20 protein-coding genes are annotated in these 25,570 nt (G+C 61.6%); 4 read left to right on the top strand and 16 right to left on the bottom strand.

Features of this window, described 5'->3' with window-relative positions; translation table 11 throughout:
- Nucleotides 1–206 precede the first annotated feature (206 nt).
- From ACVWXZ_RS08110 to ACVWXZ_RS08100, 3 genes are all read right to left on the bottom strand, one after another.
- On the bottom strand, nucleotides 207–482 hold the full coding sequence (locus tag ACVWXZ_RS08110) for a BolA family protein (protein ID WP_011434256.1): 276 nt from the start codon (nucleotides 480–482) through the stop codon (nucleotides 207–209).
- A 97-nt stretch (nucleotides 483–579) separates the two neighbouring features.
- Nucleotides 580–1,560: a DNA adenine methylase gene (locus ACVWXZ_RS08105; RefSeq protein ID WP_457403918.1), complete on the bottom strand. Its 981-nt coding sequence runs from the start codon at nucleotides 1,558–1,560 to the stop codon at nucleotides 580–582.
- A 7-nt stretch (nucleotides 1,561–1,567) separates the two neighbouring features.
- A complete protein-coding gene (locus tag ACVWXZ_RS08100; protein WP_457403916.1) occupies nucleotides 1,568–3,565 on the bottom strand; it encodes a peptidase M3 in 1,998 nt (665 codons plus the stop codon).
- Between the two features lie 469 nt (nucleotides 3,566–4,034).
- On the opposite strand from ACVWXZ_RS08100, the gene ACVWXZ_RS08095 reads away from it, so the two are divergent.
- Nucleotides 4,035–5,585, top strand: coding sequence for a YifB family Mg chelatase-like AAA ATPase (locus ACVWXZ_RS08095; RefSeq protein WP_457482373.1), 1,551 nt, complete (start codon nucleotides 4,035–4,037; stop codon nucleotides 5,583–5,585).
- 87 nt (nucleotides 5,586–5,672) lie between these two features.
- Here the strand turns inward: ACVWXZ_RS08095 and recF are convergent, their stop codons facing one another.
- The 4 genes from recF to rppA form a co-directional block, all read right to left on the bottom strand.
- Nucleotides 5,673–6,839 (bottom strand): DNA replication/repair protein RecF, encoded by a 1,167-nt coding sequence (gene recF / locus ACVWXZ_RS08090; RefSeq protein WP_457482372.1) that lies wholly within the window; start codon nucleotides 6,837–6,839, stop codon nucleotides 5,673–5,675.
- Nucleotides 6,840–7,005: 166 nt separating this feature from the next.
- Nucleotides 7,006–7,698, bottom strand: coding sequence for a DNA-binding protein (locus ACVWXZ_RS08085; RefSeq protein WP_457403913.1), 693 nt, complete (start codon nucleotides 7,696–7,698; stop codon nucleotides 7,006–7,008).
- 49 nt (nucleotides 7,699–7,747) lie between these two features.
- On the bottom strand, nucleotides 7,748–9,088 hold the full coding sequence (locus ACVWXZ_RS08080) for a sensor histidine kinase (protein ID WP_414408476.1): 1,341 nt from the start codon (nucleotides 9,086–9,088) through the stop codon (nucleotides 7,748–7,750).
- A gap of 148 nt (nucleotides 9,089–9,236) precedes the next feature.
- Nucleotides 9,237–9,926 (bottom strand): two-component system response regulator RppA, encoded by a 690-nt coding sequence (gene rppA, locus ACVWXZ_RS08075; RefSeq protein WP_414355523.1) that lies wholly within the window; start codon nucleotides 9,924–9,926, stop codon nucleotides 9,237–9,239.
- A 92-nt stretch (nucleotides 9,927–10,018) separates the two neighbouring features.
- Here rppA and ACVWXZ_RS08070 point away from each other — a divergent pair, with 92 nt between their 5' ends.
- A complete protein-coding gene (locus ACVWXZ_RS08070; RefSeq protein ID WP_011434266.1) occupies nucleotides 10,019–10,402 on the top strand; it encodes a hypothetical protein in 384 nt (127 codons plus the stop codon).
- A 19-nt stretch (nucleotides 10,403–10,421) separates the two neighbouring features.
- Here the strand turns inward: ACVWXZ_RS08070 and ACVWXZ_RS08065 are convergent, their stop codons facing one another.
- The 5 genes from ACVWXZ_RS08065 to ACVWXZ_RS08045 form a co-directional block, all read right to left on the bottom strand.
- Nucleotides 10,422–11,309: an ABC transporter substrate-binding protein gene (locus ACVWXZ_RS08065; protein WP_011434267.1), complete on the bottom strand. Its 888-nt coding sequence runs from the start codon at nucleotides 11,307–11,309 to the stop codon at nucleotides 10,422–10,424.
- A 32-nt stretch (nucleotides 11,310–11,341) separates the two neighbouring features.
- Nucleotides 11,342–12,661: an energy transducer TonB gene (locus ACVWXZ_RS08060; protein ID WP_414408478.1), complete on the bottom strand. Its 1,320-nt coding sequence runs from the start codon at nucleotides 12,659–12,661 to the stop codon at nucleotides 11,342–11,344.
- 46 nt (nucleotides 12,662–12,707) lie between these two features.
- Nucleotides 12,708–15,128 carry a TonB-dependent hemoglobin/transferrin/lactoferrin family receptor gene (locus ACVWXZ_RS08055; RefSeq protein WP_457482370.1) on the bottom strand — a complete coding sequence of 807 codons (2,421 nt, stop codon included), beginning with the start codon at nucleotides 15,126–15,128 and terminating at the stop codon, nucleotides 12,708–12,710.
- A 64-nt stretch (nucleotides 15,129–15,192) separates the two neighbouring features.
- The gene (locus ACVWXZ_RS08050; protein WP_457482369.1) at nucleotides 15,193–16,026 is read right to left on the bottom strand and encodes an ABC transporter ATP-binding protein; all 834 of its coding nucleotides are present in this window, start codon (nucleotides 16,024–16,026) and stop codon (nucleotides 15,193–15,195) included.
- Nucleotides 16,023–17,066, bottom strand: a complete 1,044-nt coding sequence (locus ACVWXZ_RS08045) for a FecCD family ABC transporter permease (protein ID WP_457482371.1) — start codon at nucleotides 17,064–17,066, stop codon at nucleotides 16,023–16,025. The genes ACVWXZ_RS08050 and ACVWXZ_RS08045 overlap by 4 nt, the downstream gene beginning before the upstream one ends.
- Nucleotides 17,067–17,532: 466 nt before the next feature.
- On the opposite strand from ACVWXZ_RS08045, the gene mutS reads away from it, so the two are divergent.
- Nucleotides 17,533–20,232, top strand: coding sequence for a DNA mismatch repair protein MutS (mutS, locus tag ACVWXZ_RS08040; RefSeq protein WP_457440121.1), 2,700 nt, complete (start codon nucleotides 17,533–17,535; stop codon nucleotides 20,230–20,232).
- Here mutS and ACVWXZ_RS08035 read toward each other — a convergent pair.
- Entirely contained in the window at nucleotides 20,229–20,843 is a 615-nt protein-coding gene (locus tag ACVWXZ_RS08035; protein WP_457482368.1) for a cofactor assembly of complex C subunit B, read from the bottom strand. The genes mutS and ACVWXZ_RS08035 overlap by 4 nt on opposite strands.
- Before the next feature lie 561 nt (nucleotides 20,844–21,404).
- Here ACVWXZ_RS08035 and sigC point away from each other — a divergent pair.
- Entirely contained in the window at nucleotides 21,405–22,505 is a 1,101-nt protein-coding gene (sigC, locus tag ACVWXZ_RS08030; protein WP_414374965.1) for an RNA polymerase sigma factor SigC, read from the top strand.
- Here the strand turns inward: sigC and murJ are convergent.
- From murJ to ACVWXZ_RS08015, 3 genes are all read right to left on the bottom strand, one after another.
- Nucleotides 22,502–24,148, bottom strand: a complete 1,647-nt coding sequence (gene murJ, locus ACVWXZ_RS08025) for a murein biosynthesis integral membrane protein MurJ (RefSeq protein WP_457482367.1) — start codon at nucleotides 24,146–24,148, stop codon at nucleotides 22,502–22,504. The genes sigC and murJ overlap by 4 nt on opposite strands.
- Nucleotides 24,149–24,304: 156 nt before the next feature.
- Complete coding sequence (locus tag ACVWXZ_RS08020) at nucleotides 24,305–24,541, bottom strand: hypothetical protein (RefSeq protein ID WP_414383247.1); 237 nt, start codon at nucleotides 24,539–24,541, stop codon at nucleotides 24,305–24,307.
- 176 nt (nucleotides 24,542–24,717) lie between these two features.
- Complete coding sequence (locus tag ACVWXZ_RS08015) at nucleotides 24,718–25,548, bottom strand: HEAT repeat domain-containing protein (RefSeq protein WP_457482366.1); 831 nt, start codon at nucleotides 25,546–25,548, stop codon at nucleotides 24,718–24,720.
- Nucleotides 25,549–25,570: the final 22 nt, after the last annotated feature.

Genomic DNA, 25,570 nt, shown 5'->3' with positions numbered 1-25,570 from the left:
GTGGATCGAACTGCACGGGCGGTCGGAAGCAGGAACCCGCCGAGACGACTGCGCAAGGAGCCATCCATGCGCAGCGTGGTAGGAATCTCCGGCCTTCAGGCCGGGGAGGATGTCAAGATTCCCGTTTGCGACAGCTTCAGCCCCTTTCTCAAAGGGAGAGAGGAGTTGAGGCGATGCACAGCCCGACTGGGAATGCTCCTCTTGGCTCAATTGGCTGATGAACCAGAATCCAGCCCCTGGAGTTGCTCCCACTGGGCGGGGGTAAAGGTGCGCAGGGCTAAAGCATGTAGGCGGCCATCCTGCAGGTAAGCTTTCAGGGCCTCATTCACCAGCCGGTGCTGTTTGATCAGGGGCAAGCCCTGGAATTGTTCCGCCACCACGATGGCCTGGAAATGATGGCCATCGCCGACAGTGTCTTCCACCTGCACCCTTGCGCCGGGTAGGGCAGCCCGTACCAATGCCTCAATTTCTCGTGGATCCATGCGCTGTTGTTCCCGTTGTCTCGTCGCGTCAGCGTTGCGGAGCAATAGTGTGTCCAAGCTCGAGATCCCGCCTTGGATCTCGACCTGCTCATTTACCCTAGACGGTTCCGGGGCAAAACGGGATCCCTTCCGGCCCACTGCAGGCGGTGGCCAGGCTGGGATGGCTCAGCACCAAGACCTCGGTGATGGGACCGCGTTTGTGGCCCTGGGCGTTGATGGCACGGCTGGCAGAGATGGTCTGGATGGGGTAATCCCGGTACAGTTCCCGCACAAAGGGGCAATCGGAATTGGAGAGCAGCACCTGCACGCCTCGGTCGGCCAATGTTCCAAACACTTCTTGCAGGCGGATCTGTTCCGCTTCGCCGAAGGCAAACCGGCTGTAGGCTGTGAAGCTACTGCTGGCAGAAAGGGGATAGTAAGGGGGATCCAAATAGACGAAATCTCCGGGTTCGGCCCGTTCTAGCACCTGCCAAAACGGCTGCACCGCGATCTCCACGCCTTGTAAAACCCGTGCCACAGCCCGTAGGTTCTCCGCGTCGCAAATGCGGGGATTGCGGTAACGGCCCAAAGGAACATTGAACTCTCCCCGCGAGTTCTCCCGGTAGAGGCCGTTGAAACAGGTTTTGTTCAAGTACAGCAGGCGGGCAGCCCGTTGCGCCGGATCTTCAAATCGAGCCGCGCGGATGGTGTAGTAATAATCCCGGCTGTGGTGGGCTTGGTGGTGGCTGAGCAGGGCGATAAGCTCCTCCACGTGATCCCGCACGCAGCGATACACATTCACCAGCTCAGGGTTGATATCCGACAAAACAAAGTGTCGAGAACCCGATGGGATCCCTTGGGCCAGATGAAAAAAGACCGCTCCACCCCCCAAAAAGGGCTCGTGATAGGTGTTCCAGGCGCGAGGGAAAAAGGGTTCGTATTGGCTGAGCAGTTGCCCTTTTCCCCCTGCCCATTTTAGGAAGGGACGCGCTTTAACGGCTGGCTCCGCTGGGGTGGGTTCGCAGGAGTCGGGTACAGGGTTCCAGAGTTCTTCCCGCCGCAGAGCACGCCTATGTCCAAGAGAACAAGGGTGGGTCATCGTTGGTTCAGTGATCTGGATTTTCTTCCAGCAGCTTTTCTAGCGTCTCGATCCAATGCTCCAGCTCCTCCAGCGCCTGCAACACTCCCCCTGGGTCGCTCAGATCTGCCTGCAGCAGCTGGGTGGTTTCTTCCAAAGTCAGGGATCCGGGCCGGCTGGCCAACCAACGGAGGTAGTGGGGCAGAAAGTTGCGCGGAGAACTGTGATAGCGGCGGTGACAGGCCAAGGCCACCAGGCTGGCAAGGCTAGCCTGATAGGCACTAAAGGGGTGGAGAAACAGCTCCGGCATCCCCACCCAGTAAAACTGGTGTTCCGGCAACAGTTCCACCGCATCTCCGCACAGCTCTTGACACAGCTTCAACCACTCTTCGCTCACCCAAAGAGGATAGGTTGCCACATTTTCCCATGCGGGGAGCCCCGACCGATAGAGAATCAGCTCCAGCCGACTGATCAAGCTCTGGTAAAACACCGCCTGCAACTGGGCTTCCAAATGGTGTATCAACAGGGCCTGGGCCAACTGGAGGCTGCCGGAGCGTTCCCGCCAGCGCTGCGGAGCAGTTTGCCCCTCTGGGTCGTAAAGAGCAGGCCTGCCCATGCGAGGGGATCCCACTGCTGAGGCAACCAGGTGATCCAGGAGTATTTGCTGCAAAAAGACGGTGTGAGCCTGCACCCCCCACGCTCGCGGCAGCAGTGCGGAACTCCCCTGCATCTCCTCCAGATCCAGCCAAACTTGGGGATCCTCAGGCCGGAGCCGCTGGCTGATGATAGCAAGAACCTTCAACAGGAGCTCGCTCCCGCCGGATCCCGTTTCTCCCGACCTGGGCGAGAACTCCGTTTCGCCGGGGCGAAAGGCTGCGCCCGCTGCGCGATTGGGCTTGTCTGCCTCGATTGCCGAGCCGACTTCTAGCAGCCAGGGTTTGGCCTGGGCCGCACACTCGGGGCAGAAGTCCTGCAGGGCTGCCCAGATTAGAGAGGTGGCCTCAGCAGAGGTCAGGGGCGGCACGGGATCCCCCCAGGGCGCATGCAGATCGCAGATGCGAATGGAACGTCCCATTGTTCTGCTTTTGAGGCGGTAATAGTGCTGGAACAGGTCAAACCGATCGCGGATCCCTTCCAATAGGTTCTCCAAAAAGGTCTGAGTCAGGCCCTGGCGGGCCAGATACAGCTCGGCAGCAGAGTCATAGCCCCGCCATTGGGCCTCCCACAGGTGGTCGCGGATCAGGGTGCTGAGGATAAACCCACCCAGATCTGCATGGGCCTCCAGGTGTTGGCCCAGCCGCTGATAGGCAGCCCAACGGATTTCGGCGCTGGCGTGGGTTGGTAAGCTCTGTTCGCGCCAGTGGGACGGAGTTCCTAGCTGGACAAGGGTGTGATCTGGGAGCGCGGCAGGCGAGTTCAGGGTCACTTGCCACAACTGCCGCCAAGCTAACCTTCCTGTTGGGTACTGTTGGTGGAGCAGGCACTCCAGAGGCTCCGGTTGTTGGTGACCCCGCTGCTGCAGGAGGCGACACAAAAACTGGCGAAAGGGGCGCAGCTCCGGCTCGGCACAAGCAGCGGCCAAGGGATCCGAGGGCCGATCCTCTCGCTCCTGCGGCGTCTCAGCTGCGGGTTCGCCGAGGGGAACGGCGGTCAGGGATTGCAGTTCCAGGGGGAAAAACAACAGCTGGCTCTGCAGGGAGATGACCCGCTCCAGATCCCTCCAGCTGGGGTCTGCCTTCGTCCAGGCCATCTCTGGTTCGGCCTCAGCCGGGATCGCTGTTGGAAGGCTGCTGCTCTCGCAACCCTCGGCAAGATGGGCTGCCAGGGCGAGCGCCTGCGTCAGCTCCGACAACTCCTGCAGCGCCACCGCCAGCTCTGGCGGGCTGAGCTGGACCACCTGCCCCCGGTAGCGCTGGGCAAACTGCTGCACCTGCTCCTCCAGTTCATTCCAGGTTAGGGCGCGCTTTTTCCCAGAGCCAGAGAAACGCTCGAAAGGGGGTTCAGCAGCAGGAAAGACCACCGGCATCAGCCTCCTAGAGATGGGGTCGTCCCTCTGTTGGCTTGTCGGCAGAGGGGTGTGCCCGCCTTTTGACCTCTGCCAAAGGGCAAATGGCTGGGGAAATCTGGGTTGGAGGTGCAGGCTGCGATCAGAGGGATCCGGATCCCTGCTATCCCCCCCTGGGGGTTCCCATCCTGGTCAGAACATAGCCTCACCGCTGCTGTGCTGCGCAAAGGCGGCAGCAACAGCCAACCCAAGCCTGAGCCATTCGGCAAGCTCGGATCCGGGATCCCGCATTCATTAAAGACTGCGACTGCGAAAACCGACGTGCCTCCTTTGGGGCAGGAAAAACCTGAGATGATTGTGACATTCTCCTTGGGCAAATGCAGCCGGCAGCGTGGGGATCCCAATTTCGGCCAGGATACGTGTTGGGACAGAATAGGCCTGCGGCCACTTGTGCAAAGGGTAAAAGAACTATCCGAGGGAGGTGACTGCATTGTTTGCCCAAGTCACTGCTGCCGCTCTGCTGGGACTCCGGGCCGTGCAGGTTACGGTGGAGGTGGATGTGGGCGGTGGCTTGCCCCAGATCACCTTGGTGGGACTGCCCGATACTGCCGTTCAGGAGGCCAAAGAGCGAGTGCGGGCGGCGATCAAGAACTCCGGCTTTGCTTTACCCCAGCGGCGGATCATCGTCAACTTGGCCCCTGCCGATCTGCGCAAAGAGGGCCCCAGCTTCGATCTGCCCATTGCCATCGGGATCTTGGCGGCCTCAGGGGTGATTGAGGGGGAAGCGCTGGCCAACACCCTGATGGTGGGGGAATTGGCCCTAGACGGCGCCCTGCGCCCGGTGGCCGGGGTTCTGCCCATTGCCGCCAGTGCTGCTGAGATGGGGATCCGCCGCCTGGTGGTACCCCAGGAAAATGGGCCGGAAGGAGCGGTGGTGCAAGGGATCCAAGTGTATGGGCTGCCCTCCTTGGCGGCGGTGGTGGGCTGGCTGCAAAACCCAGAGGGAGTTGAGCCGGTGCGGATCCAGCCAGAACAGATGTTGCCAACCGAAACGGAACCCCTGCTGGATTTGGCCGATGTGAAGGGGCAAGAACATGCCCGGCGGGCTCTGGAGATTGCGGCAGCCGGCGGGCACAACCTGTTGCTGGTGGGCAGCCCGGGAGCGGGCAAGACCATGCTGGCGCGGCGACTGCCCGGCATTCTGCCCCAGTTGCAGTGGGAAGAGATGTTGGAGATCACCCGCATCTACTCGGCAGCCGGCCTGTTGCGGCAAAACCTGCACCTGGGACGCCAGACCCCCCTGATCACCCAGCGGCCCTTTCGTGCTCCCCACCATTCGGCTTCGGCAGTGGCGCTGGTGGGTGGCGGCCCCTACCCCAAGCCCGGGGAAATCTCGCTGGCCCACCATGGCATCCTGTACCTGGATGAGCTGACGGAATTCCGGCGGGAGGTGCTGGAGGTGCTGCGCCAACCCCTGGAAGATGGCAAAGTCACCATCTCCCGCGCCCGCGTTTCCCTAGAGTTTCCCGCCCAAACCACCCTGGTGGCCTCCACCAACCCCTGTCCCTGCGGCTTCTACGGGGATCCCGTTCACCCCTGCACCTGTACGCCGCAACAGCGGGAGCGCTACTGGTCCAAGCTCTCCGGCCCGCTGCTGGATCGCATCGACCTGCAGGTGCGGGTCAACCGCCTTAAGCCGGAAGAAATTGTCCGCGCCCAGGGCGGCGAATCTTCCCAAGCGGTGCAGCGGCGGGTGGAGCGGGCACGACAACGGCAGCGGCAGCGCTTTCAAAACGAGCCTGGGATCCACTGCAACGCCCAGATGCAATCCCGCCACCTGCGGCAGTGGTGCTCCCTTTCGGATCCCTGTCGCAAGCTCTTGGAGAACGCCATCCAAAAGCTGGGCCTGTCTGCGCGGGGGAGCGACCGCATCCTCAAGGTGGCCCGCACCATCGCCGATCTCGAGGGCGCGGAGGCCATTGCCCCCACCCACATTGCCGAAGCGATTCAATACCGCAGCCTGGATCGCGCTCGGCTGTAGAGCTCAAGCGCTCGGCGCCGCTGACGCGACCACCCCCAGCCCCTCTCCCAGATAGGGTTTCCCTCACTGCCAGAGCTCCGGCCTGCCCTACGGGATCCCACCCCCTGTTTTGTCGGGAAAAAGCTGTCCCCCCTGCACCTGAAGGATTTGGGCGGCTTTGAGCCAGCCGGCGTCAAAGGATCCCAGGTGGGTGGTGGTAACCAAGGTTTGCACGCGCTCCTGAATGGCTTCCAAGAGTTGGTTTTGCCGCTGCAGATCCAGCTCTGCCAGCACATCGTCCAACAGCAGCAAGGGCGGATCCCTGACCACCTGCTCGATCAGCTCCAGCTCCGCCAATTTCAGAGCCAAAACCAGAGTGCGCTGCTGGCCTTGGGATCCATAGGCGCGGGCGGCAACTCCGTTAATGCACAGCTCCACTTCATCCCGATGGGGGCCCACCAGAGAGCTGCCCAGGGAGTGTTCGGCGGCGGCTTTGGCGCGGATCTCGGCCAAAAACTGGGCTTGGATCACTTCGGGGCTGGCCTGGGGATCCGGCAGGGGCACTTGGGGTCGATAGGTAAGGGTCAGGGTTTCCCGTCCACCGCTAATGACCCGGTGCCAGTGAGCAGCCAAAGGCTCCAGCCGTTGCAGCAGCCGGGCGCGGCGGCGCATAATTCGGCTACCGGTGGTGGCCAGTTGGGCATCCCAGAAGGCCATCTGCGAGAACTGAACGCCAGCAGCCGCTTGCGTTAGCGGGACAGAGTCCTTGGGATCCTGCTTCAAAAGGGCGTTGCGCTGCCTGAGGATCTGGCGATATTGCTCCACCAGGCCGAGATAAACCGGCTCCAGTTGCAGCAACACCCCGTCCAACCAATGGCGCCGCGTCTCCGGAGCGCCCCGCACCAGCTCCAGATCCAGGCTGGAGAACACCACGGCATTCACCTGTCCCAAAAAGTCCGCCTGGCGGCGCAGCACCTGCCCGTCCACCTTCAGGGATCGCCTGCCGCTGCTGCGCAGCTCCATCACCAGCTCGTGGGCCACCCCCAGCCGTTCCACCGTGGCGGCAATCCGCGCCTGCTGTTCTTCTTGATGCACCAGCTCCCGATCCCGAGCGGCCCGCCGCGAGCGCAAGGTGGCCAACAGCTCCACCGCTTCCAGCAGGTTGGTCTTACCCTGGGCGTTCTCCCCCACCAGGATGGTTTTGGGCGCGTCAAAGGTGATCTCTTGATCCCGGTAGTTGCGAAAGTGGCGCAGGTGCAGGAAACGCAGGTACACTAAGGGCAGATGTAAAGACGCGATCAATATCTAACCAAGAACAGCCCCCGCTTTGGGGGCTTTCACTTTAACCCAACTGCAGCAGGGGCAAGAGAAGGTAGAGGGGTTAACCCCGGAAACTCAGCCAGCAGGGATCCCCTCTATCCCCAGTTCCGGGTAGGCCAGATCAGCGCCTGGTCAGGGTAGTCATCCCCCCGAGGCGCTCAGCCGCCAACAGGTGTAGGGCAGCGCGGGCGGAGTAGCGGGCAGCTTTGCTACGGCTGTAGTCGGCGAAGGTGTAGCTGCTGGGATCCGTACTTACGTCGCCCAACAGGTTCTGCACTTGATTCTGCAGGTCAGAGACGCTGCCGGAGTTGATGTTGGCGAAGGCCATCTCCGCTTGCAGCCGGCTGAGGTACTCCTGAGCCCGGAAAGGGGCCTCGAAGAAGGAACGGCCAGGGCGGCCCATGAAACCCAGCTCCGCTTCGTAGAGAACTTTGGCTGCTTTGGCTAAGTTTTCCGCTGCTTTGGCCTGCTCGCGGGCGGCGAAGAAATTCCCTGCCTCAATTGAGGCTTGGGCGTTGGTGAAACTCTCCTGGCCGTGTTCCAAAAGGCGGGCAGCCTCTGGGGAAGACCCCCGCTGAGAGAGGAAGCTGGCTTCGGCCAGGTGTCGCTGCGCCTTAGCCAGATCGCGGCTGGCTCGCTCAAGATCCCACGGGCGCTGCCAAGTTGGCTGTACCTGAAGGGGAGCTGTGGCTTTAGGAGCAGAGCGTCTGCCCCGCTGGGCTTGCGCCGGGGATCCCAGCACCAGGGGGGTGAGCAGAACCAAAATCGGCAGAGAACAACCCAGAGCGCGAGCAAAAGAGGAACGAATCGTCATTGGTCATAGACTCCAATCGACAGGACAAGCCGGTTTGGGTTATCGCGGCTCATCTTGAGAATGGCGGAGAAAAATGACGTGAAGATGACAAGGGCAGCTCTACCGTAAATATCGATCCCTCTCCCACTTGGCTGGCCACTCGCAGGGATCCCCGATGGGCGGTGACGATCTGCTGGGCCAAGGCCAGGCCCAGACCGAACCCACCCGTATGGCGAGCACGGGTTTCATCCACCCGGTAAAACCGCTCAAACAGATGGGGCAGATGCTCGGGGGGAATGCCAATGCCTGTATCCTTGACGTGGAGGTAAGCGCGCTGGCGCTGGCTTTCCAGGCTCACCTGCACTGTGCCGCCTGCAGGGGTGTACTGCAGGGCATTGCGCAGTAGGTTCTCGATGGCCTGCCGCAGCAGGGCAGCGTTCCCCCGCACAAGCCAACCCCCAGAAAGATCCGTCTCAGGCAGGTGGCATTGCCAGTGAAGGCCAAGGGCCTCAGCTTGGGGGCGGTATTGCTCGCTCAGCTCCTGCAACAGCGCTCGCAAATTCAGAAGCGGCAGATCCTCCAGGGGCAGGGATCCCTGCTGGCGGGCCAACTGCAGCAAGGTATCGATCAGCACGCTGAGGCGGCGGGCACCGCTCACCACCTTTTCCAGGCGAGGTTGAGCTTGTTCCGGGGCCAGCAGAGCCATTTGAGCATTGCTCATCAGGGCGGCCAGGGGGGCGCGCAACTCGTGGGAAGCATCGGCAGTGAAGCGTTGCAACTGCTCGTAGGAGCGACGAATCGGCTGCATCGCCAGCCCCCCCAAGATCCAGCCGGCCCCGCCGATCAACGCCAGCGTCAGCGGGATCCCGATCCCCAACCCCCAGCGCAAGCGACCCAGGGTAAGTTGCAGCGGTTCCAGGGGCACCGCCAGTTGCAAGTAGCCCAGTAGCTTTTCCTCCTGCTGCACCGGCAGCGTGAGCTGGCGCAACAGTAAGCCGCTCTCTCCTTCCACCGTTTGGAAACCCAGTTGGAGATGGTGAGGCGGGCCATCCAAGTCAAACAGCTCCAGAGGAGGCCGGGATCCCGTGTACTGGCGCAGGGATCCCAAGCTTTCCCTTCCGGTGCCGGGAGCAGGATCGAACCAGCGCACATAGGCCAAGTGATGGTCGAGGGGTTGGGTTTTCCCCCCCAAAAAGGGCACCTCGTTCAACACCAACCGCCACTGCCCCTGGCGCAGCTCGTACTTAATGGCTGCCGCCATGATCCCGGCCTGAACCTGCAGCTCCTCGTCAAAAGCCTGCAACTGGTTCTCCACTTCCAAGCGGTAGAAGACGGCGGCAAACACCAGCAGGATCCCCCCCATGACCCCGGCAAAGCTGCGGGCCAAGCGACGGCGGCTGTGGTGAAACACCAGGGATCCCGTCCCTCTTGTCGCAGCCTTCTGCCCTAGGTGCGGCTGAAGGGGGTGTGCCAGGGAAACCCAGTTCCAGCCCAGCCATGGGAGAGAATGCTTGTGTTCAGCTCTTTTCACCTCCATCGCCACCCCCTAGAAACTGCTTTCATGGGTTCTCTTCTGGAGAGGCTATGCGCAGCCGGTACCCCTGGCCATACACCGATTCCAGCCAATCTTGGGCCTCCACCTCTTTTAACCGTAGCCGCAACCGCCGCACCAACGCAGCCACGGCATTGCTCTCCGGCTCACAGCCCCATTCCCACACCGCCTGCTCGATCTGGCCCCGACTGAGCACCTGGTTGGGATGGCGCATCAGGTATTCCATCAATTGAAACTCCTTGCCCGAAAGCTGTACCTGCCTCCCCTGCCGCTCTAGGGTCAGGCTGGCCAAGTGCAAGTGCAGGGATCCCAGGCTGAGGCTGTCTCCTTGCCATTGGGGGGAACGGCGTCCCAAAGCCCGCACCCGTGCCAGCAGCTCCACCAGATCCACCGGCTTGACCAAATAGTCGTCCGCCCCCGCATCCAACCCCTGCACCACATCCGATGTTGCGTCTTTGGCAGTTAACATCAGCACCGGCGCACATCCCCCCGATTGGCGGTATTGCCGACAGAGCTGGATCCCGCTTGGCCCCGGCAGCATCCAATCCAAAATCAGGAGATCATAGGCTTTCTCCTCCATCAGCCAGGCAGCCATCTCCCCTTCCTTGGCACAGTCAACCACGTGGCCGCACTTGGACAGGGCAGCCTGTAAAGGCTCCAACTGTTCCGGGTCGTCCTCCACCAGCAAAATTCGCATCGTCCTGTGCGCCGTTGACCGAGACGGCCAGTTCCCACTGCCCAGGCTAGGATGGATCACGGAAATAGCCCTCTGCAAGGGAGAGAACAACGGTGGGGTGGCCCAAAATCCATCGGTGGCAAGATCTAGGGTTTGATTTTTGGCTGGTGCTGCCCTTGGCAGGGCTTCTTTTTGTGGCGGGGGGAGAGTGGGTGACGGGCCAAGCGCTGAGCCGTCCTCGCCGGCTAGAGCAACCTTTGGCGATTCGCAGCCAGCAACAAGCCACCTTGGCTCTGGATATTCTTTCCATTCAGGCGGAGATCCGCCGCTCCCGTGGCTACACCAAGGTGGAGGTGACTACCACCAATCCCCACCTGCGCAAGCTGGAATTTGAATTTCCACAACTGGATCCAGACCAGGTGTCGGCTCAGATTGCCCAAGAGCTTGGCCTTGCTCCCGAGCAAGTGCAGCGCCTGACCCGCTATAGCTTGGACTAGAGAGACACTCCAAGTCCGTTCAAAAAATGCGGGCTAACTGCTCGCAGGCAACTCTAATTTTCTCCAAGCTACCGGGATTGACCAAGCCGTAGTAGTCAAATCCATAAACTTTCCCAGTTTGGACGGCTTGCAACCGATTCCAAAAGGGGCGGGAACGGAAAAACGCCAAGGGATCCGCCGCCTCCGGGTTGACCACCAGCAGAACTTCTGGGTTGGCTTCCAGGATGCGCTCTGCCGAAAGGGTGACGTAGCCCCGAAAAGGCCCTTGGCTTTGCAAGGTAGCGGTGAGATTGTCCGCGCCAAAGCGTTCCAGCAGATCCCCGGCCCAGCTTTGCCGGTTGGGAGAAAGAATCGGCTGGGTGCCCACCAAGAGCAAGGTTTTGGGTCGAACGCGGGGCAGTTCCTGGGGCAAAAGGGATCCATACTGCCGCAGCAAGGGATCGGGATCCGCCCCCAAAGCAGCAGCCAGGGTGGCAATCGTCTCTTCCAAAGCAGCCCAACTGTCCACGCGGGTGAGGTAGGTGGGGATCCCCAGCTCCTGCAGCCGTTCTGCCAGAGCCTCGTGAAAGCCACTGGCCCCCACCACCCAGTCCGGTTGTAGGGCCACAAGCTGCTCCAGGTTGGGTTGGTTGCCCAGCCCCAGGCGGGTCAAGCCTTGGAAGCGGGGATCCTCCTCCAACAAACGACCGGCAGGGATCCCCACCAACCTATCGGGGGCCAAGCGATAGAGGATATCGGCAGTCAAGGTGGTGAGGCTGGCTACCCGACGAAAAGGACTCTGTCTCGCTGACAGGAGTGGCTCCTGAGGGATCCGACCTTGGGCTTGGGCCAAACGCCCCATTCCCCAGGCCCCCACGCTGGCCAGACCAAAGGCGAACAGTTGACGGCGAGAAAGACGAGACAGCATAGACAATCTCCAAAACAATTCCCAAACAGCAATCAATTGAGGGTGAACTGGATGGGCACCACCACCCAAGACTCGATGGGGGCGTTGTTTCTCAAGGCCGGGCTGAATTCCCACCGCTGCACCGCCTCCTGCGCTGCCCTATCCAGGGCGGGAAACCCACTGGAAGAGGCGATCTCCACCTGCTGCACCTGCCCCTGGGCATTGACCTTGGCCCGCAGCAGCACCTGCCCCTGTTGGCCGAGACGGCGAGCTTGAGGAGGGTAGGGGGGCGGAGGATTGCGACCGGGGATCGGGCGGGCCAGGATGTCCGGCTGGGGGTTGGCAGCCACTGTCGGTGGGGAGGAACTGGGGGTGGCAGGTGTTGGGGCAGAGGAATGGGGTTGGGCTGCACCTATACCGCCAGGTGTCCCAGTTTCAGGATCCCTTGGCCCCAATCTGCTCTCGCTGCCAGGGGAAGGCGGAGCGGCGGCAGTCTTTACGCTGGAACGGATCCCTTGGATCAAGGGGGTAAAGCGGGGCAGAGGGGTGCTTGAGGTAACCGGGGCGGAGGTGAGTGGAGTCGCTGTAGAGGTGGGGGTAACCGCCGGAGTTGGGGTGGGCTGTTGTGGCGGAGGAGTGGGTTGCGGGGTGGCTGTCGGTAATGGGGTCAGTGGAGGAGTAGGGGTGGGTTCTGGCTTTGCCGTGGGAATGGGTGTAGGGGTCGGTGGAGGCGTAGGGGTCGGAGTTTGCAGGGCCAGCAAAGATTCAGCCTCCGGGATGGCTGGCATCTCGATCTCTTGGGGCACAGGCTCCGGTGGGGATAGATCGTCTGCAGGGGGCGATTCCGGGGCCGGGCCGGGCGGCTCTGCTGTTGGCTCTGGTGGGAGAGATTCTATGGATTCTGAATCCGGTTCGAGCAACTGTGGCTCGGGATCCTCCAGCAAAAGCGTGACTGGGATCCGGAGTTCTGCGTCTGATAAAGGCCGGGATCCCCACCAAGCCAGCCCCAGCAGCGCCATCAGGTGCAAGAGGAGGGAAATCAACCCCTCCCGGCGCAGCGGTCGGGGATCCCTGGCTCGCAGGTGGAGGACGGTCCCCGGCGGATCTTCCCCCTCCTGGCAAGCTGTCCAGAGGGCAGCCCAGCTATAGCCGGCCACCCAAGCCTCTTGCAGCAGCTCCTCGGCACACTCCAGCCAGCCGCTCTCTCTTGCGCCAGCCCAAAGCCACAACGCCAACCAAGCCAGCCCCGCCTCCCAGGCCATGCCCGCCTGCTGCCAATACCACCCCTGCAGTCGCCACAAAAGCTGGGGACAGGACTTCCGAAGAAGAGAGAGGGATCCCTTGGGGGTGCGGGCAGGTGGCTCGGCAAGCATCGGTTAGAGCAGGATCCAGAGTAAACACGGCCTCAGGTCTTGGCCCCTAAAACCGGGTGGAAAAACTGAGCGCAGCATGCCGTCCCGGCTGGGCCCGCCGTTCCACTTCAGGGCCGACAAAGAGAGAGCGGGTTTCGGAGTAGAGAAAATACTTTTCATCAAAGAGATTGAACACCCCGAAATTCAATTGCCAGTTGTCGTCCAGGTTGTAGTAGCCCAGCAGATCCACCACGGTGTAGCCCTTGGGCACAAACGGAATTTGAGGTGGAGCGTTGGGGTTCGGTTGCACTACCTCCCGTTGCGGGTCGCGGGGATCCGCCACCAGCGTGGCCACCAACCTGGCTCCCCAGATCTGGCTGGGATCGTCGTAGTGCAGTCCCAGTACTGCCGTCAGTGGCTCAATGGAAAGGAGGGGTTTGTTTTCGGTGAGGTTATCCCCCACCGCCCAGGCAAAGCTGCCATTGAGGCTCCAGCCGGTCAAATCGGGGCTGAAGAAGTACTGCCCGGTGGCTTCTACACCATAGATGCGGGCCCGACTGACGTTCTGGCTCTGAAAGAGAGTCACCGGTGGAGGTGGCGGGCTCCCTGGCGGGCCGGGGGGTGAAGGCTCGGATCCCACCTCCCGGAAAGCCTCGATAAAGTCGTTGTAGGTGTTGTAGTAGGCGGCCAAGCTAAAGCTGGCCTGGGGGTAGATCCCCCGCAACCCCACTTCAAAGCCTTGGCTGGTTTCCGGTCGCAAGTTGGGATTGGAAAGGGTGCGGTAGCGGAAGAAGGGGCTGACCAGGTTGGTGAAGCCGCTGTTGATTTCGTTGTACTGAGGGGCCCGAAAACCGGTGTTGTACTGGGCCGTAAAGGTGAGGTTGGGATTAATCCTCCACACCAGGCCCACCTTGGGAGAAATGGCATCGGCAAACAGGCTGGCGGCTTCTGCCCCACTTTTCAAGAAGGCTTCGTCAGGGCTGGGGGTGAGGCGGTAGGTGTCGTAGCGGATGCCGGGGATGAGGGTAAAGTTGCCGCCCCCAAAGTCGATCTCATCTTGCAAATACAGCCCAAAGCGCACGGTATCGGAGTCGGGAAAATCTTTGGTGGGAAAAGTGTCCGGGGGGATGTTTTGGGTGACTGCCCCGGTCAGCAGGTTGGTTTGGAAGCGGTTGCGGGGACGTTCGTTGCGGGTGGTGGAGATCTCCATTCCATACACCAAGCGGTGGGAGAGATCCCCGGTTTGGAAGCGGCTCTGGGCCTGTACGCTGGCTCCCAGAATGTTGCTGACCAGCTCGTTGAAGGTATCCCGGCGCACAGGCACGGGCCGACCTTGTACCGTGAGGGTGCGTTCTTCCACGCTGGGCTCCTGGGTGCGGGCCGGCTGGTAGTAGATCTGGACGGTGGCCAGCTCAAAAGCGGGGGTATCGGGGTTGGCGTAGCGATATTCCAAGCTGAGGCGGCTGCGCTCGGTCTCAATGGTCTCCCTGAAAAGGCGGATGCCGGGATCCAGGTTGCGGGGCGAAAAGGTGGTGGTGGTGCGGTTGTTGAAGTATTCCGCCGTCAGGGTGAGGCTGTCAAAGGGACTGAAGCGATAGACCAGCTTGGCCAGAACATTGTCTCCCTCCACCGTCTGCCGATCCTTGAAACTGGGATCCGCCTGGATATCCGGCTCTCTGGCGTCGCGGCGAGTGTAGATGAGCAGGGCCTCTAAGTTATCCTGCCGACCCGCCAAGCTGAGGGTGTTGACGTACCCTTGGTTTTTGCTGTCGTACTGGCTGGACAGGCCCACATGGCTGTCCCGTTCCCCCAGCAGATCGGCTGGATCCAGGGTGGTATAGGTCACCACACCCCCCAGCGCGTCGCTGCCGTAGAGGGTGGAGGCGGGGCCGCGGATAATTTCTACAGTTTTCAGGGTCTCCAGCTCAAAGGTATCCCGGCCAATGGTGAAGGGGCCGAAGGAAAATCGCTCCGGCTGGCGGATCCCATCCACCTGGATCAGCACCCGGTTGGCGTCGAGGCCGCGGATGTTGAAGTCCTGCAGGCCGTAGCGAACGCTGCGCCGCACGCTCACCCCCGGCTCGTAGCGCACCAGATCCTGGATGTTCTGGATAAGCTCCTGCCGCAGGCGCTCCCGGTCGATGACGGTGATGGTGGCCGGGGAGTCGGCCAGGGTGCGCTCGGTGCGGGTGCCGGTGACCGTAACCTGCTGCAGGTTGAAGACGGGGGTGCCCTGCCGCAGCACTTGCAGATCCGCTTGCAGCCGCTCCACCTCCGCCTGATCCCCCCGCCGGCGGGCAGCTTCGATCTGGGCTTCTAGCTCGCGAATCTGCTCCTGGATGGTGGTGGCTCCCCGAGGGGTGGCCTGGGCCAGCAAAGGAGTCTCAGGGATCCGGGCATTGGGCTGAGCCTGGGACAGGGATCCCCAGCCCACTCCCAAACTCAACCCCAAACTCACCACCCGCCACCAACGACCGTTCACGCGCATAACCTTTCATGCTCCTCGAAATCCACCCCAGGAAAAACTCACTCCAAACCGGACAAACCCTCCCTCAGCACCCTGACACCGGCAGGGAGAGGAGCCTTGCTGCCGCTGGAGCTGTGCTGCGCAGGGGGCAAAGCTGTGGCCCTACCGGAGTCGAGATCCACTCCACCTCCAGGCCAAACACCTGTCGCACCCGGCTGGGGGTCAACACCGCCAAGGGAGACCCCAGGGCCTGCATCTGGCCGGATCCCAGCAAGGCAATCTGCTCGCTGTAGCGAATGGCCAAATTCAGGTCGTGCAGCACCGTAACTACCGCCAGGCCCTGCTCCTGCTTCAGCCGTTGCAACAGCTCCAGCAGCTCCAGTTGGTGGCGCAGATCCAAAAAGGTGGTGGGCTCATCCAACAGCAACACCTGCGGCTCCTGCACCAAAGCCAACGCCAGAAAAGCCCGTTGCCGCTCGCCCCCCGAAAGGGTTTCCACCCGCCGCAGCGCCAGGGATCCCAGTCCCGTCTGCTCTAGAGCCCACTCCACCCGCTGCCGATCCGCCGGCGTCAACTGCCACGCCCACCAGGGCTGGTGGGGAGAACGCCCCAGACTCACCAATTGCCGCACCGTCAGCCCTGCCGGGATCCGCTGCTGCTGGGGCAAAAGAGCCAACTGCCGGGCCACCTGCTTTGGAGTGAGTTGAGCGTGCAGATCCCGACCGCCCAAGTACACGCGCCCAGCTTGGGGAATCAGAACCCGACTCAACAGTCGCAGCACCGTCGATTTGCCGGAACCATTGGGGCCGACAATGCTCAGCCATTCCCCCTGTTGCACGCTGAAGCTCACTTGTCGCACCACCGTCCGGGATCCGTAGCCCCCGCTCAAATCCTCGACCTGCAGGATGGGCTCTCTCATCGCCCTGCCCCCTGCTGCCGCAGCAGCCAGCCGAAAAAGGGAGCCCCCATCACAGCGGTGACAATCCCCACCGGCAGCTCTATCGGGCCCAAACGGCTCAGGATATCCGCACCGCTCAGCAGGGTCGCCCCCGCCAAGGCAGAAAGGGGCAACAGCCAGCGGTAATCGGATCCCACCCCCTGCCGCACCATGTGGGGCACCACCAAACCGACAAAGCCGATCAACCCCCCCACACTGACAGCGGTTGCCGCCAGCCAAGCCGCCACCAGACCAATCACCACCCGCGTCCGCGCCAGAGGGATCCCCAAGCTCACCGCCATCTCTTCCCCCAAGCTCAGCAGGTTTAAAGCCCGCGCCTGCCCCCATCCCAATCCCAAGCCGACCAGGATATACGCCCCGGCCACCTGCACCTCTGGCCAGCCCCGCCCGCTCAAGCTGCCGATCAACCAGGTGAGAGCCACCTGCACCCGGTCATCTGCCATCAACAACAAGGTGGAGCTAATGGCCCCAAACAGGGCGCTGACGGCCACCCCCGCCAAGATCAGCCGCTCCACCGCCAGTCCCGAGGGAGTACGCGCCAACCCGTACACCAACACGGTAGTCAGCACCCCGCCCACCCAAGCGGCCAGGGGCACCCAAGCCGTCCACTCTCCCAAGGTGAGCAACCCCACCGCCGCCAGGCCCGCCCCCGCCGAAATGCCCAGCAGGTAGGGATCCGCCAGCCCATTGCCCAGCATCCCCTGCAACAGGGCCCCTGCCATCCCCAGAGCCGCCCCCAGCAACTGGGCCAAGAGCGCCCGCGGCAGCCGCAACTGCCAAACAATCGTCTGCCGAATGGGATCCCCCTGCCCCCACAGGGCTTGCCAGAGTTCTGGGAAAGTCATGGGAACGGATCCCAAAGCCATCGAGACCAAAAGTACTAGGAAAATGAAACTCAATAGCAAACAGGTCAAACCGATTGGCGAGAGCAGCCGCTTTCTTTGCCCCCAGCCTCTGCCCCCCTCAACCTCTGTATACGGACACTCGCGATCGACCAGCACCGGGAAAACCTCTCGAGCTTTGCCCAGGAAGAGAGCCTTCTGAGGCCAAGAAACCCCCTCCGCCCGCAAGGGCGGGATGGAAAACTCAGCCAAGTTGGCCAGGCCTCCCTCCCGAGCTTTATTGAAAGTCAAACTCAACAAAACGTAGTCGCTAGAATAGCAAGGCTTCTTGGATGTTGCAAGTCAGTTTCAATAGCTTGTGCCTAAATTTCTCCCTCTTGCGCTTCAGGGCTTTTGGACAAGACCGGGCAGCGCCTCTGCCCAGCCATTCAGACTTACCTCAGGGGGGATCCAACTACCCTGAGCGAGGTCATGGCAACCAACCGCGAAATGGGAATCAGGGGAGAAGGGCTGGGGAAACGTCTCAAACTTCATCTAGACCTGGATCTAGAATGGCCCAAGCTGGTCGGCCCGAGTTGGCTAGACTCCGAACCTTCAGCCCATTGCTTGCCCACGTTTTGATGCCATGAGTTCTTCCGCCGAGCCTACTTGGGATGCCTTAGAGGTGGATCCCACCCTCCTCACCCCCATGATGCAGCACTACGTAGAGCTGAAGCGGCAGTATCCCCACGCCATCTTGCTCTACCGCCTGGGGGATTTCTACGAGATGTTTTTCCAGGATGCGCAAGTGGTGTCGCGGGAGCTGGAGCTGGTGCTCACCGGGCGGGAAGCAGGGGCCATAGGGCGGGTGCCCATGTGCGGGATCCCTTACCACGCCTTTGACCGCTATGCCGCCCAGTTGGTGGCCAAAGGCTATGCCCTGGCCGTCTGCGACCAGATGGAGCCGGCAGATCAGGCCAAGGGCTTGGTGCGGCGGGAAGTGACGCGGGTGATCACCCCTGGCACCGTCCTCGAAGAGGAGCTGCTGCAGGCGCGGCAAAACAACTACCTGGCAGCCGTCGTGCGGCTCAAAGGATCGAAGCAGGCTCCCTGCCGCTGGGGCCTAGCCTATGCGGATATCTCCACCGGCGAGTTCTGGGTGTGTCAGAGCGAGGGGCAAGAGCAACTGGAGCAGGAACTGGCCCGGCTGCAGCCGGCAGAGGTTTTGCTGCCCACCGAGGAGGGGCTGGGACTAGGCCTCATCCGTCCAGGGGATCCCCAGAAGCCCCTGGGTCTCCCCAACCAATACGCCTATACCCTGCGCCCAGCCGAACCTTTTGAACTGGCGGTGGCGCGGGAGAACCTCATGCAAACCTACGGCCTGCGCTCTCTGGAAGGATTGGGCTGTGAGGGATTGCCTCTGGCGGTGCGAGCAGCGGGAGGGCTTTTGCACTACTTAGAAGAAACCCATTCGCCTCAGCGGTGCGTAGCACCAAAGACCCTGCTGCAGCCTTCTCCCCAGGGAGGCCACCCGCTCCTGCCTCCCCCGCGCACCTACCAGCTCACGGACTACCTCATCTTGGATGCCCAAACCCGGCGTAACTTGGAGCTCACCCAGACCATCCGAGAGGGGGCTTTTGTGGGATCCCTGCTCTGGGTGCTGGATCACAGCCGTACAGCCATGGGGGGGCGCACTTTGCGGCGCTGGTTGCTGCAGCCTTTGCGGGATTCGGAGCAAATTCGCCTTCGCCAAGACACCATCCAAGAGCTTTTGGAAAACCCTTCTCTGCGGGCCCGCCTGGGATCCCTTCTGGACTCTCTGTACGACCTGGAGCGGCTGGCCAACCGCGTCGGATCGGGCACCGCCAACCCGCGCGAGCTGGTGGCCCTGGGATCCTCCTTGGGCAAACTGCCCCAGTTGGCCGAGCTGGTGGAGGAAGCCAAGACTCCCCTCTTGCAAAGCCTGCAACAGGTGGATCCCGCCCTGGTTGAGCTGGGCCAACGCATCGAGCACACCCTCCTGCCCTCCCCTCCCCCTGTGCTCACCGAGGGGGGCCTCATCCGAGCCGGCGTGGATCCCGAGCTGGACAGGCTGCGGCAGCAGGTGGAGCAAGACCGCCAGTGGGTTGCCCAGTTGGAAAAAAGCGAGCGCGACCGCACCGGGATCCCCACTCTCAAGGTGGGCTTCAACAAGGCCTTCGGCTACTACCTCAGCATCAGCCGCGCCAAGGCCCACCAAGTCCCCAAAGAGTACATCCGCAAGCAAACCCTGACTAACGAAGAGCGCTTCATTACCCCTGAGCTGAAAGAAAAAGAGGCCCGCATTCTCACCGCCCAGACCGACATCAACCAGCGGGAATACGAGCTGTTTGTGCAGTTGCGCCAAGAGGCAGGATCCCGGGCCGAAGCCATCCGCCAAGTGGCCCAGACCCTGGCTGCTGTCGATGCCCTGTTTGGCCTGGCGGAAGTGGCCGTGCAGCAGGGATACACCCGTCCCGTAATCACCGAAGACCGCCGGCTGATCATCGAGGAGGGTCGCCACCCGGTGGTGGAAAAATCCCTGCCCCAGGGCCTCTTCGTGCCCAATTCGGTGCAACTGGGATCCCCCCACGGCCCCGATTTGATCGTCCTCACCGGGCCCAACATGTCCGGCAAGTCCACTTACCTGCGGCAAATTGGGCTCATCCAAATCCTGGCCCAGATGGGCAGCTTTGTCCCCGCGCGGCGGGCAGAGTTGGGCCTCTGCGACCGCGTATTTACCCGCATTGGCGCTGTGGACGATCTGGCTACCGGCCAGTCCACCTTCATGGTGGAAATGAACGAGACCGCCAACATCCTCAACCACGCCGGCGAGCGCTCCTTGGTGCTGCTGGACGAGATTGGCCGAGGCACCGCTACCTTCGATGGCCTTTCCATTGCCTGGGCGGTGGCGGAATACCTGGCCACTCAGGTGCGCGCCCGTACGGTCTTTGCCACCCACTACCACGAGCTCAACCAACTGGAGACCTTGCTGCCCAACGTGGCCAACTTTCAGGTGGTGGTCAAAGAGCTGCCGGATCGCATTGTCTTCCTGCACCAGGTACAGCCTGGGGGGGCAGATCGCTCCTATGGCATTGAGGTGGGGCGCATGGCTGGCCTGCCGCAGCCGGTAATCCAGCGAGCCGAACAGGTGCTGGCCTTGGTGGAAAAACACAGCCGCATCGGCCTGGGCTTGAGAAACCAAGGGAAAAGCCGCCTCGCCCAAAAGAACTCCAAAAAAGAGCCCGCTCCCAATGGGATCCCCGACCCTGCCGTTGGGGATCAACTGTCTTTGATCCCAGCGCCTCTCTTTCCCGATTGGCCTTAGACTCCCCTACCCCTGTCGGGATCCCGTTCTTGCAACCTCAGGGCTGCAGCCAGCCCATCCAGCTCATCCCGATGCCCCTCCACCCACAGATGGGATCCAGGGGCCGTTCGCGTTGGTGCTGTGGGGGAACCGTGCTGTCCACAGAAGGGGAGCGGGACGGAGTCCTCGTCGGCTTCCTGCAGTTTCAGGCGGATTTGTTCCGGGCGTTGGTTGCGCTGCCGGTAGTACCAACCCGCCCAAGGAGAAGCCAGCACCACCATCCAGGGCCAAGCTCCCCACCCCGGCTCAAGGGTCTGCAGCACCAAGGCCAAACAGGCCAGTCCCGTCCCCGCCAGCCCCGTCAAAAAAAGGGCCAGCCCCACGCTAGCCTGACCCTGCCCTGCAAAGGTGGCGATCCCCTCGGCATCGGCGGACTGGAGACGATAGCCACGCCTTTCCAAGTGCTCCCGTAGAGCGGATCCCATTTCTTCCAGGCTGCGACTGCTAAAGTAGAGGCGACTCTCCACGCGATCCTTGCCCGCAGCTCGCAGAAAAAAGAATAGACCGATGGCCAATAGAGTCGTCAACGCCAAGGTTGAAACCTTTTCCCCCGTCAGCGGGGCTATGGCCAACCCAAGTGCCTGAGCAGAGCCCAGTCCGCCCAGAGGAAGGGGGTTGACCTGTTCGGGGAGTCTGGCTCCCCCACAGCTGGGTGGGATAGGTGAATGGGAACAGTTCATCGAATAGAATCGAATAGATTGGAATAGGCAAAGCAATTTACACGCTACCTTTGAAGTTTAGACCCTCTAGGATGGATGGGTTACTTCCCCCAAGGACGAGCTGCTGGGTTCACCCTGAGGGCAATACGCTTTTTCGCAGTGGCGGTGACGGTTGAACTGGGGGGATCCTACGCTGGCTCTCATGTCTCTGGGCTGAGAAATGCAACTATAATTAAGTTATGATAAGGGGCTCACGCTCTCCGTGTGACCCCTCAGCTGCTACTTCAGCCTTTCCCTATGGGGTATGGGCATGAGGTCGGGTTGAGGAAGAGGTCAATGTGTGATTTTCCTCCGAATGCCGCAAGGCGTTGAGCAAAGGGGAACACTTAAGCTTAACCCGCTCCACATCGTTTACTATCCCTCTCTCAGCCCACCGGACTGTCCACCCCTGTCGCTACATCAGCAACACCCTACATGTCTAACTACGAACCTGAACTCAACGACATTTTGTTGGATGGCCCCGCCGATCTCCTCGATGCTGCCGAAGAAGCAGAGGTGGATCTGGCCGATGGCGAGTTTCTGGAAGAGGAGCCAACCCGCCGCTCCACCGATCTGGTGCGCCTCTATTTACAGGAGATCGGTCGTGTTCCTCTTTTGGGGCGCGATGAAGAGGTGGCCCTGGCCCAAAAAGTCCAAGACTACATGAAGCTCTTGGATTTGCGTCTGCGTTTGCAGAAAGAGTTGGGACGGGATCCCACTCTTGCGGAATGGGTGGCCAAGGCCAACCAGTACCCCGAGTGGGCGCAACTGACCCCTGAAAAGCTGCAGCAGGTTCAGCGAATTGGCAAGCGTGCCAAAGAGCACATGATCAAGGCCAACCTGCGCCTGGTGGTGTCGGTGGCGAAAAAATACCAAAACCGCGGCTTGGAGCTGCTGGATCTGATCCAAGAGGGTACGCTGGGCCTGGAGCGGGCGGTGGAAAAGTTCGACCCAAAAAAGGGCTACCGCTTCAGCACCTACGCCTACTGGTGGATCCGGCAGGGCATTACCCGCGCCATTGCCACCCAAAGCCGCACCATCCGCCTGCCCGTTCACATCACCGAGAAGCTGAACAAGATCAAAAAAGCGCAGCGCAAGCTCTCCCAGGAAAAGGGCCGCACCCCCACCATCGAAGACATCGCCTCCGAGTTGGAGATGACGCCGCCTCAAGTACGCGAGCTGTTGGTACGGGTGCCCCGCTCGGTTTCTCTGGAAACCAAGGTGGGCAAAGACAAGGACACCGAACTGGGGGATTTGCTGGAAACTGACGACATTTCTCCAGAAGAGACCATGATGCGGGAAGCCCTGCATCGCGATCTACAGCAGTTGCTCTCGGATCTCACCAGCCGCGAGCGGGATGTGATCCGCATGCGTTTCGGCTTGGGGGATGGGCGCACCTATTCGCTGGCGGAAATCGGTCGCGCCTTGGATCTGTCGCGAGAGCGGGTGCGGCAAATTGAGGCCAAAGCCCTGCAGAAGCTGCGTCAGCCGAAGCGGCGCAACCGGGTGCGGGATTACCTGGAAGCCATCAGCTAGTTCCGGCTTGCCAACTTGCTCCCCCGGCGTCCTACCCGTTTCCGCAGTTGGGCTGCTACCCACTCCACTTCTGGGATCCGCAGGTAGAGAGCTCCGGCGGCGAACAAGCTTAGACCTAAACCCGCGGCCAGCCCGGCCCAAATGATGGCGGTGAGCAGGGGAGACCCCACAATCTCGTAGGAGCGCAGTTGGGTCCACAGCCAATGGCTCAGTCCCCCGGCCAGGACGGTGCTCCCCAGCAATGGCAGTAGGGCTTGTCCCATCTCCCGCCAAGGGATCCCTGGCAGGCGCTGGTGGAGGCGGATCCCCAGTCCGATCACGGCTATCAGGTTGACGCCGGCGGTGGCCAGGGCAATGCCCGGCGCTCCAAAAGCCTGCAAAAATAGAAAGTCCAGTAGGGCATTCAGGCCAATGGCCATGCTGCTGATGCGCAGAGGCGTAGCCCCATCCTCCAGGGCATAGAAGATCCGCACCAGCACATCCCGCAGCAGGTAACCGGTCATCCCCAGACCATAGGCCATGAGCAGGGCTGCCACCTCTTGTGTCACCTCCGGCGTAAAGCGCCCCCGCTGGTAGGCCACTTGGACAATGGGCTCGGCCAAAGCCACCAACAGCATCGACAGGGGCAGGGTCACAATTGCCGTAAGCATCAGCCCTTGACGGATACGCTGGCGCAGCTCCGGCCAACGGGATCCATCCCCTGCCAACTGGGCATAGAGAGGCATCAAGGGCACCAGCACCATGTTGGAGAGGATCCCCAGCGGCGTTTGTACCAGAAGCTGGGCATATCCCAAGTTGCCGATGGTGCGATCCCCAGGTACGAAAGAGGCAAAAAACAGATCCACATAAACATTGATGTGGATCATCCCGGAGGAGATCACCGCCGGCAACATCAGCAAGCCCACCGCCCGTACCTGCGGGGATCCCCACTCAAAGCGCAGGCGCGGTCGCCCCAGCCCTAACCGCATCTGGAGCGGAACTTGGGCCAACCATTGGGCAATGGCCCCGATGAGCACGCCCCAGGCCAGCAAAGTTGGGATCCCCGTCCATCCCAGCGTGACCAGGATCCCGATCACCGCCAAGCTGGAGATCAGCGGGCTAAGGGCAGGCAAGGCGTAGTGTTCGGCAGCATTCAGCGCTCCAAAGCCGATGCCAATCCACCCCGAGAGCAAGGCCAAAGGGGCCATGATCCGCAGTTGCGCAGCGGCCAGAGCATGGACTTCGGGGCTGGCTCCCGGCGCATTCAGGCGCACCACCCAGTCCGCTCCCCACCAAAGGCCCAAGCTGACCAGCAGGAGCAGGCAGCCTACCAAGGTGGAAATGGATTCCAGCCAGGCAGCCGCATCCTCCCTGTCCCGATCCCGCTGCTTTTTGAGGACACTGACGATGGCGCTGTGAAAAGGGCCGTTGATCCCTCCCAGCAGAATCAACAGAAAACCGGGCAGGATGTAGGCTACCCCGAAGGCGCTGTACTCCGGCCCCGAGCCATACACTGCTGCAATCAAAGCTTGGCGAATAAAGCCTATGCCCTTACTGAGCAAGGTCGCCCCGGCCACCAAGCCCGCCACCGACATCAACGAACGGGATGGCCCTGCTGAAGGAGATCCCCCAGGGATCTCTTCCTGAGTGGCAGACTCCTCCATTACCTTGTGTCCTGCACCCCAACCACTGCCTCAACAACAAACTGATCCCGGATCCCTCTTTGAATCCCAGGAGCCGCTTCCCATTATCGGGAATATCGAACCCTTCTGGGCAATTGTCGGGCATTAGCTGGATCCCTTGGGCAGGCAGCGAGCTTGTCAGGCCAACAGTTGCCGTTCCTGTTCCAGTTGCTGCAACAGATGCTCATCCCCACGGGCTTGAGCAGAACGGATGCGCTCCTGCAGCCGGTGCAGCAGGTTCCGCCGATGGGTTTCCTCGACCAAGGTCATGAAGTGCTTCCGAGAGGAAACTTGAGGGGATCCCTTGCACCTCAGGGATCCTTGCTGTTGCCCTTGCTCCAAAACTGAGGGCGGCACCTCGATACGGGAAGGCAAAAGACTGAGGCAGTGCTACAGCCACGGAGCCCAACCCTGGTGCCGAGCGGACAGATTCTGACGGCTTTGAATCGCTGCAGAGGGATGCACAAACTCATGGGCAATGCCTTGATAGGTCAGTTGCAAAGGACTCCGTCCCGCTAATGTGAACAGCAAGGGCCCAGAAGCACCACCGCTCACAGCAGCTCGTCGATCAGCCGGAGCACCTGCTGCAGCTCAGCACCGGGGATCCTTTGATGTTGTTCCAGGTTGATCTCCACCAACTGTTTGAGGGCAAGAAGCTTAAGGTTGGCCTCCACCGCCGCCGCCGCAATAGCCTGTGCTGCCGGCAAATAGCCACTGGCCCCCAAATCCAAAAGGGCAGCCCGCCGCAGATGGATGTTGTGGTGATTCAACACCGACAGCAGGCGCTGAGCAAAAGTCGGATCCCCAGTGAGACGATAGCAGGCCCGCGCCGCCGCACATTGCAAGCGAATGGAAGTGTGCTCTAGGTAAGGACGAATTGGCTCCAGGGCAGCAGCCACCTGCAGTTGTCCAAGAGCCTCGACAATGGCTTCTAGGGCGGCTTGGGCTTCCGTCTGCAGTCCTTGCTCCACACGGCGCAGCCCTTCCAGCAAAGCGGATCCCAGCTTTTCCACTTCGTCGGGATCCCTATGGAGGTTGTTGGCAAAGGCAATCTCAACCAGTGCCTGGGCAGCGGCTGCCACCACTTGGCCATCGGAGCAAGACAAAGCCGCCTTCAGGGGAGGGATCCCGGCGAGGGATCCCAGTTTACCCAAAGCACGAGCAGCATTGCGCCGCAGCGGATATCCCCCTTGGGCGGTGCGATCCGTTTCATCGGCCAGGGCCTCGATCAGGGCCGGGATCCCTTCGGCAATGCGCATGCGCCCCAGCCACCAAGCGGCATAGTAGCGTTCCCCCGGATCCCCGTGGCGCAGCTTGGCGATTTGTCCAGCCGGGGTGAGATCCACCGATGGATCGGGATCCAGAGGAACAGCAGTGGTCATGGAATCGACAACGGAGAGGACA

The sequence above is a fragment of the Thermostichus sp. MS-CIW-38 genome, from assembly GCF_054058415.1.
The sequence above is the reverse complement of the archived record's forward strand: the minus strand, read 5'-3'. Positions and strand labels throughout refer to the sequence as shown.

Bases quoted from the DNA above. Each gene is read 5' to 3' on its own strand.
- ACVWXZ_RS08110 (WP_011434256.1), bottom strand. From the start codon at position 482: ATGGATCCACGAGAAATTGAGGCATTGGTACGGGCTGCCCTACCCGGC.
- ACVWXZ_RS08105 (WP_457403918.1), bottom strand. From the start codon at position 1,560: ATGACCCACCCTTGTTCTCTTGGACATAGGCGTGCTCTGCGGCGGGAA.
- ACVWXZ_RS08100 (WP_457403916.1), bottom strand. From the start codon at position 3,565: ATGCCGGTGGTCTTTCCTGCTGCTGAACCCCCTTTCGAGCGTTTCTCT.
- ACVWXZ_RS08085 (WP_457403913.1), bottom strand. From the start codon at position 7,698: ATGACGATTCGTTCCTCTTTTGCTCGCGCTCTGGGTTGTTCTCTGCCG.
- rppA (WP_414355523.1), bottom strand. From the start codon at position 9,926: ATGCGAATTTTGCTGGTGGAGGACGACCCGGAACAGTTGGAGCCTTTA.
- ACVWXZ_RS08065 (WP_011434267.1), bottom strand. From the start codon at position 11,309: ATGCTGTCTCGTCTTTCTCGCCGTCAACTGTTCGCCTTTGGTCTGGCC.
- ACVWXZ_RS08060 (WP_414408478.1), bottom strand. From the start codon at position 12,661: ATGCTTGCCGAGCCACCTGCCCGCACCCCCAAGGGATCCCTCTCTCTT.
- ACVWXZ_RS08055 (WP_457482370.1), bottom strand. From the start codon at position 15,128: ATGCGCGTGAACGGTCGTTGGTGGCGGGTGGTGAGTTTGGGGTTGAGT.
- ACVWXZ_RS08050 (WP_457482369.1), bottom strand. From the start codon at position 16,026: ATGAGAGAGCCCATCCTGCAGGTCGAGGATTTGAGCGGGGGCTACGGA.
- mutS (WP_457440121.1), top strand. From the start codon at position 17,533: ATGAGTTCTTCCGCCGAGCCTACTTGGGATGCCTTAGAGGTGGATCCC.
- sigC (WP_414374965.1), top strand. From the start codon at position 21,405: ATGTCTAACTACGAACCTGAACTCAACGACATTTTGTTGGATGGCCCC.
- murJ (WP_457482367.1), bottom strand. From the start codon at position 24,148: ATGGAGGAGTCTGCCACTCAGGAAGAGATCCCTGGGGGATCTCCTTCA.
- ACVWXZ_RS08015 (WP_457482366.1), bottom strand. From the start codon at position 25,548: ATGACCACTGCTGTTCCTCTGGATCCCGATCCATCGGTGGATCTCACC.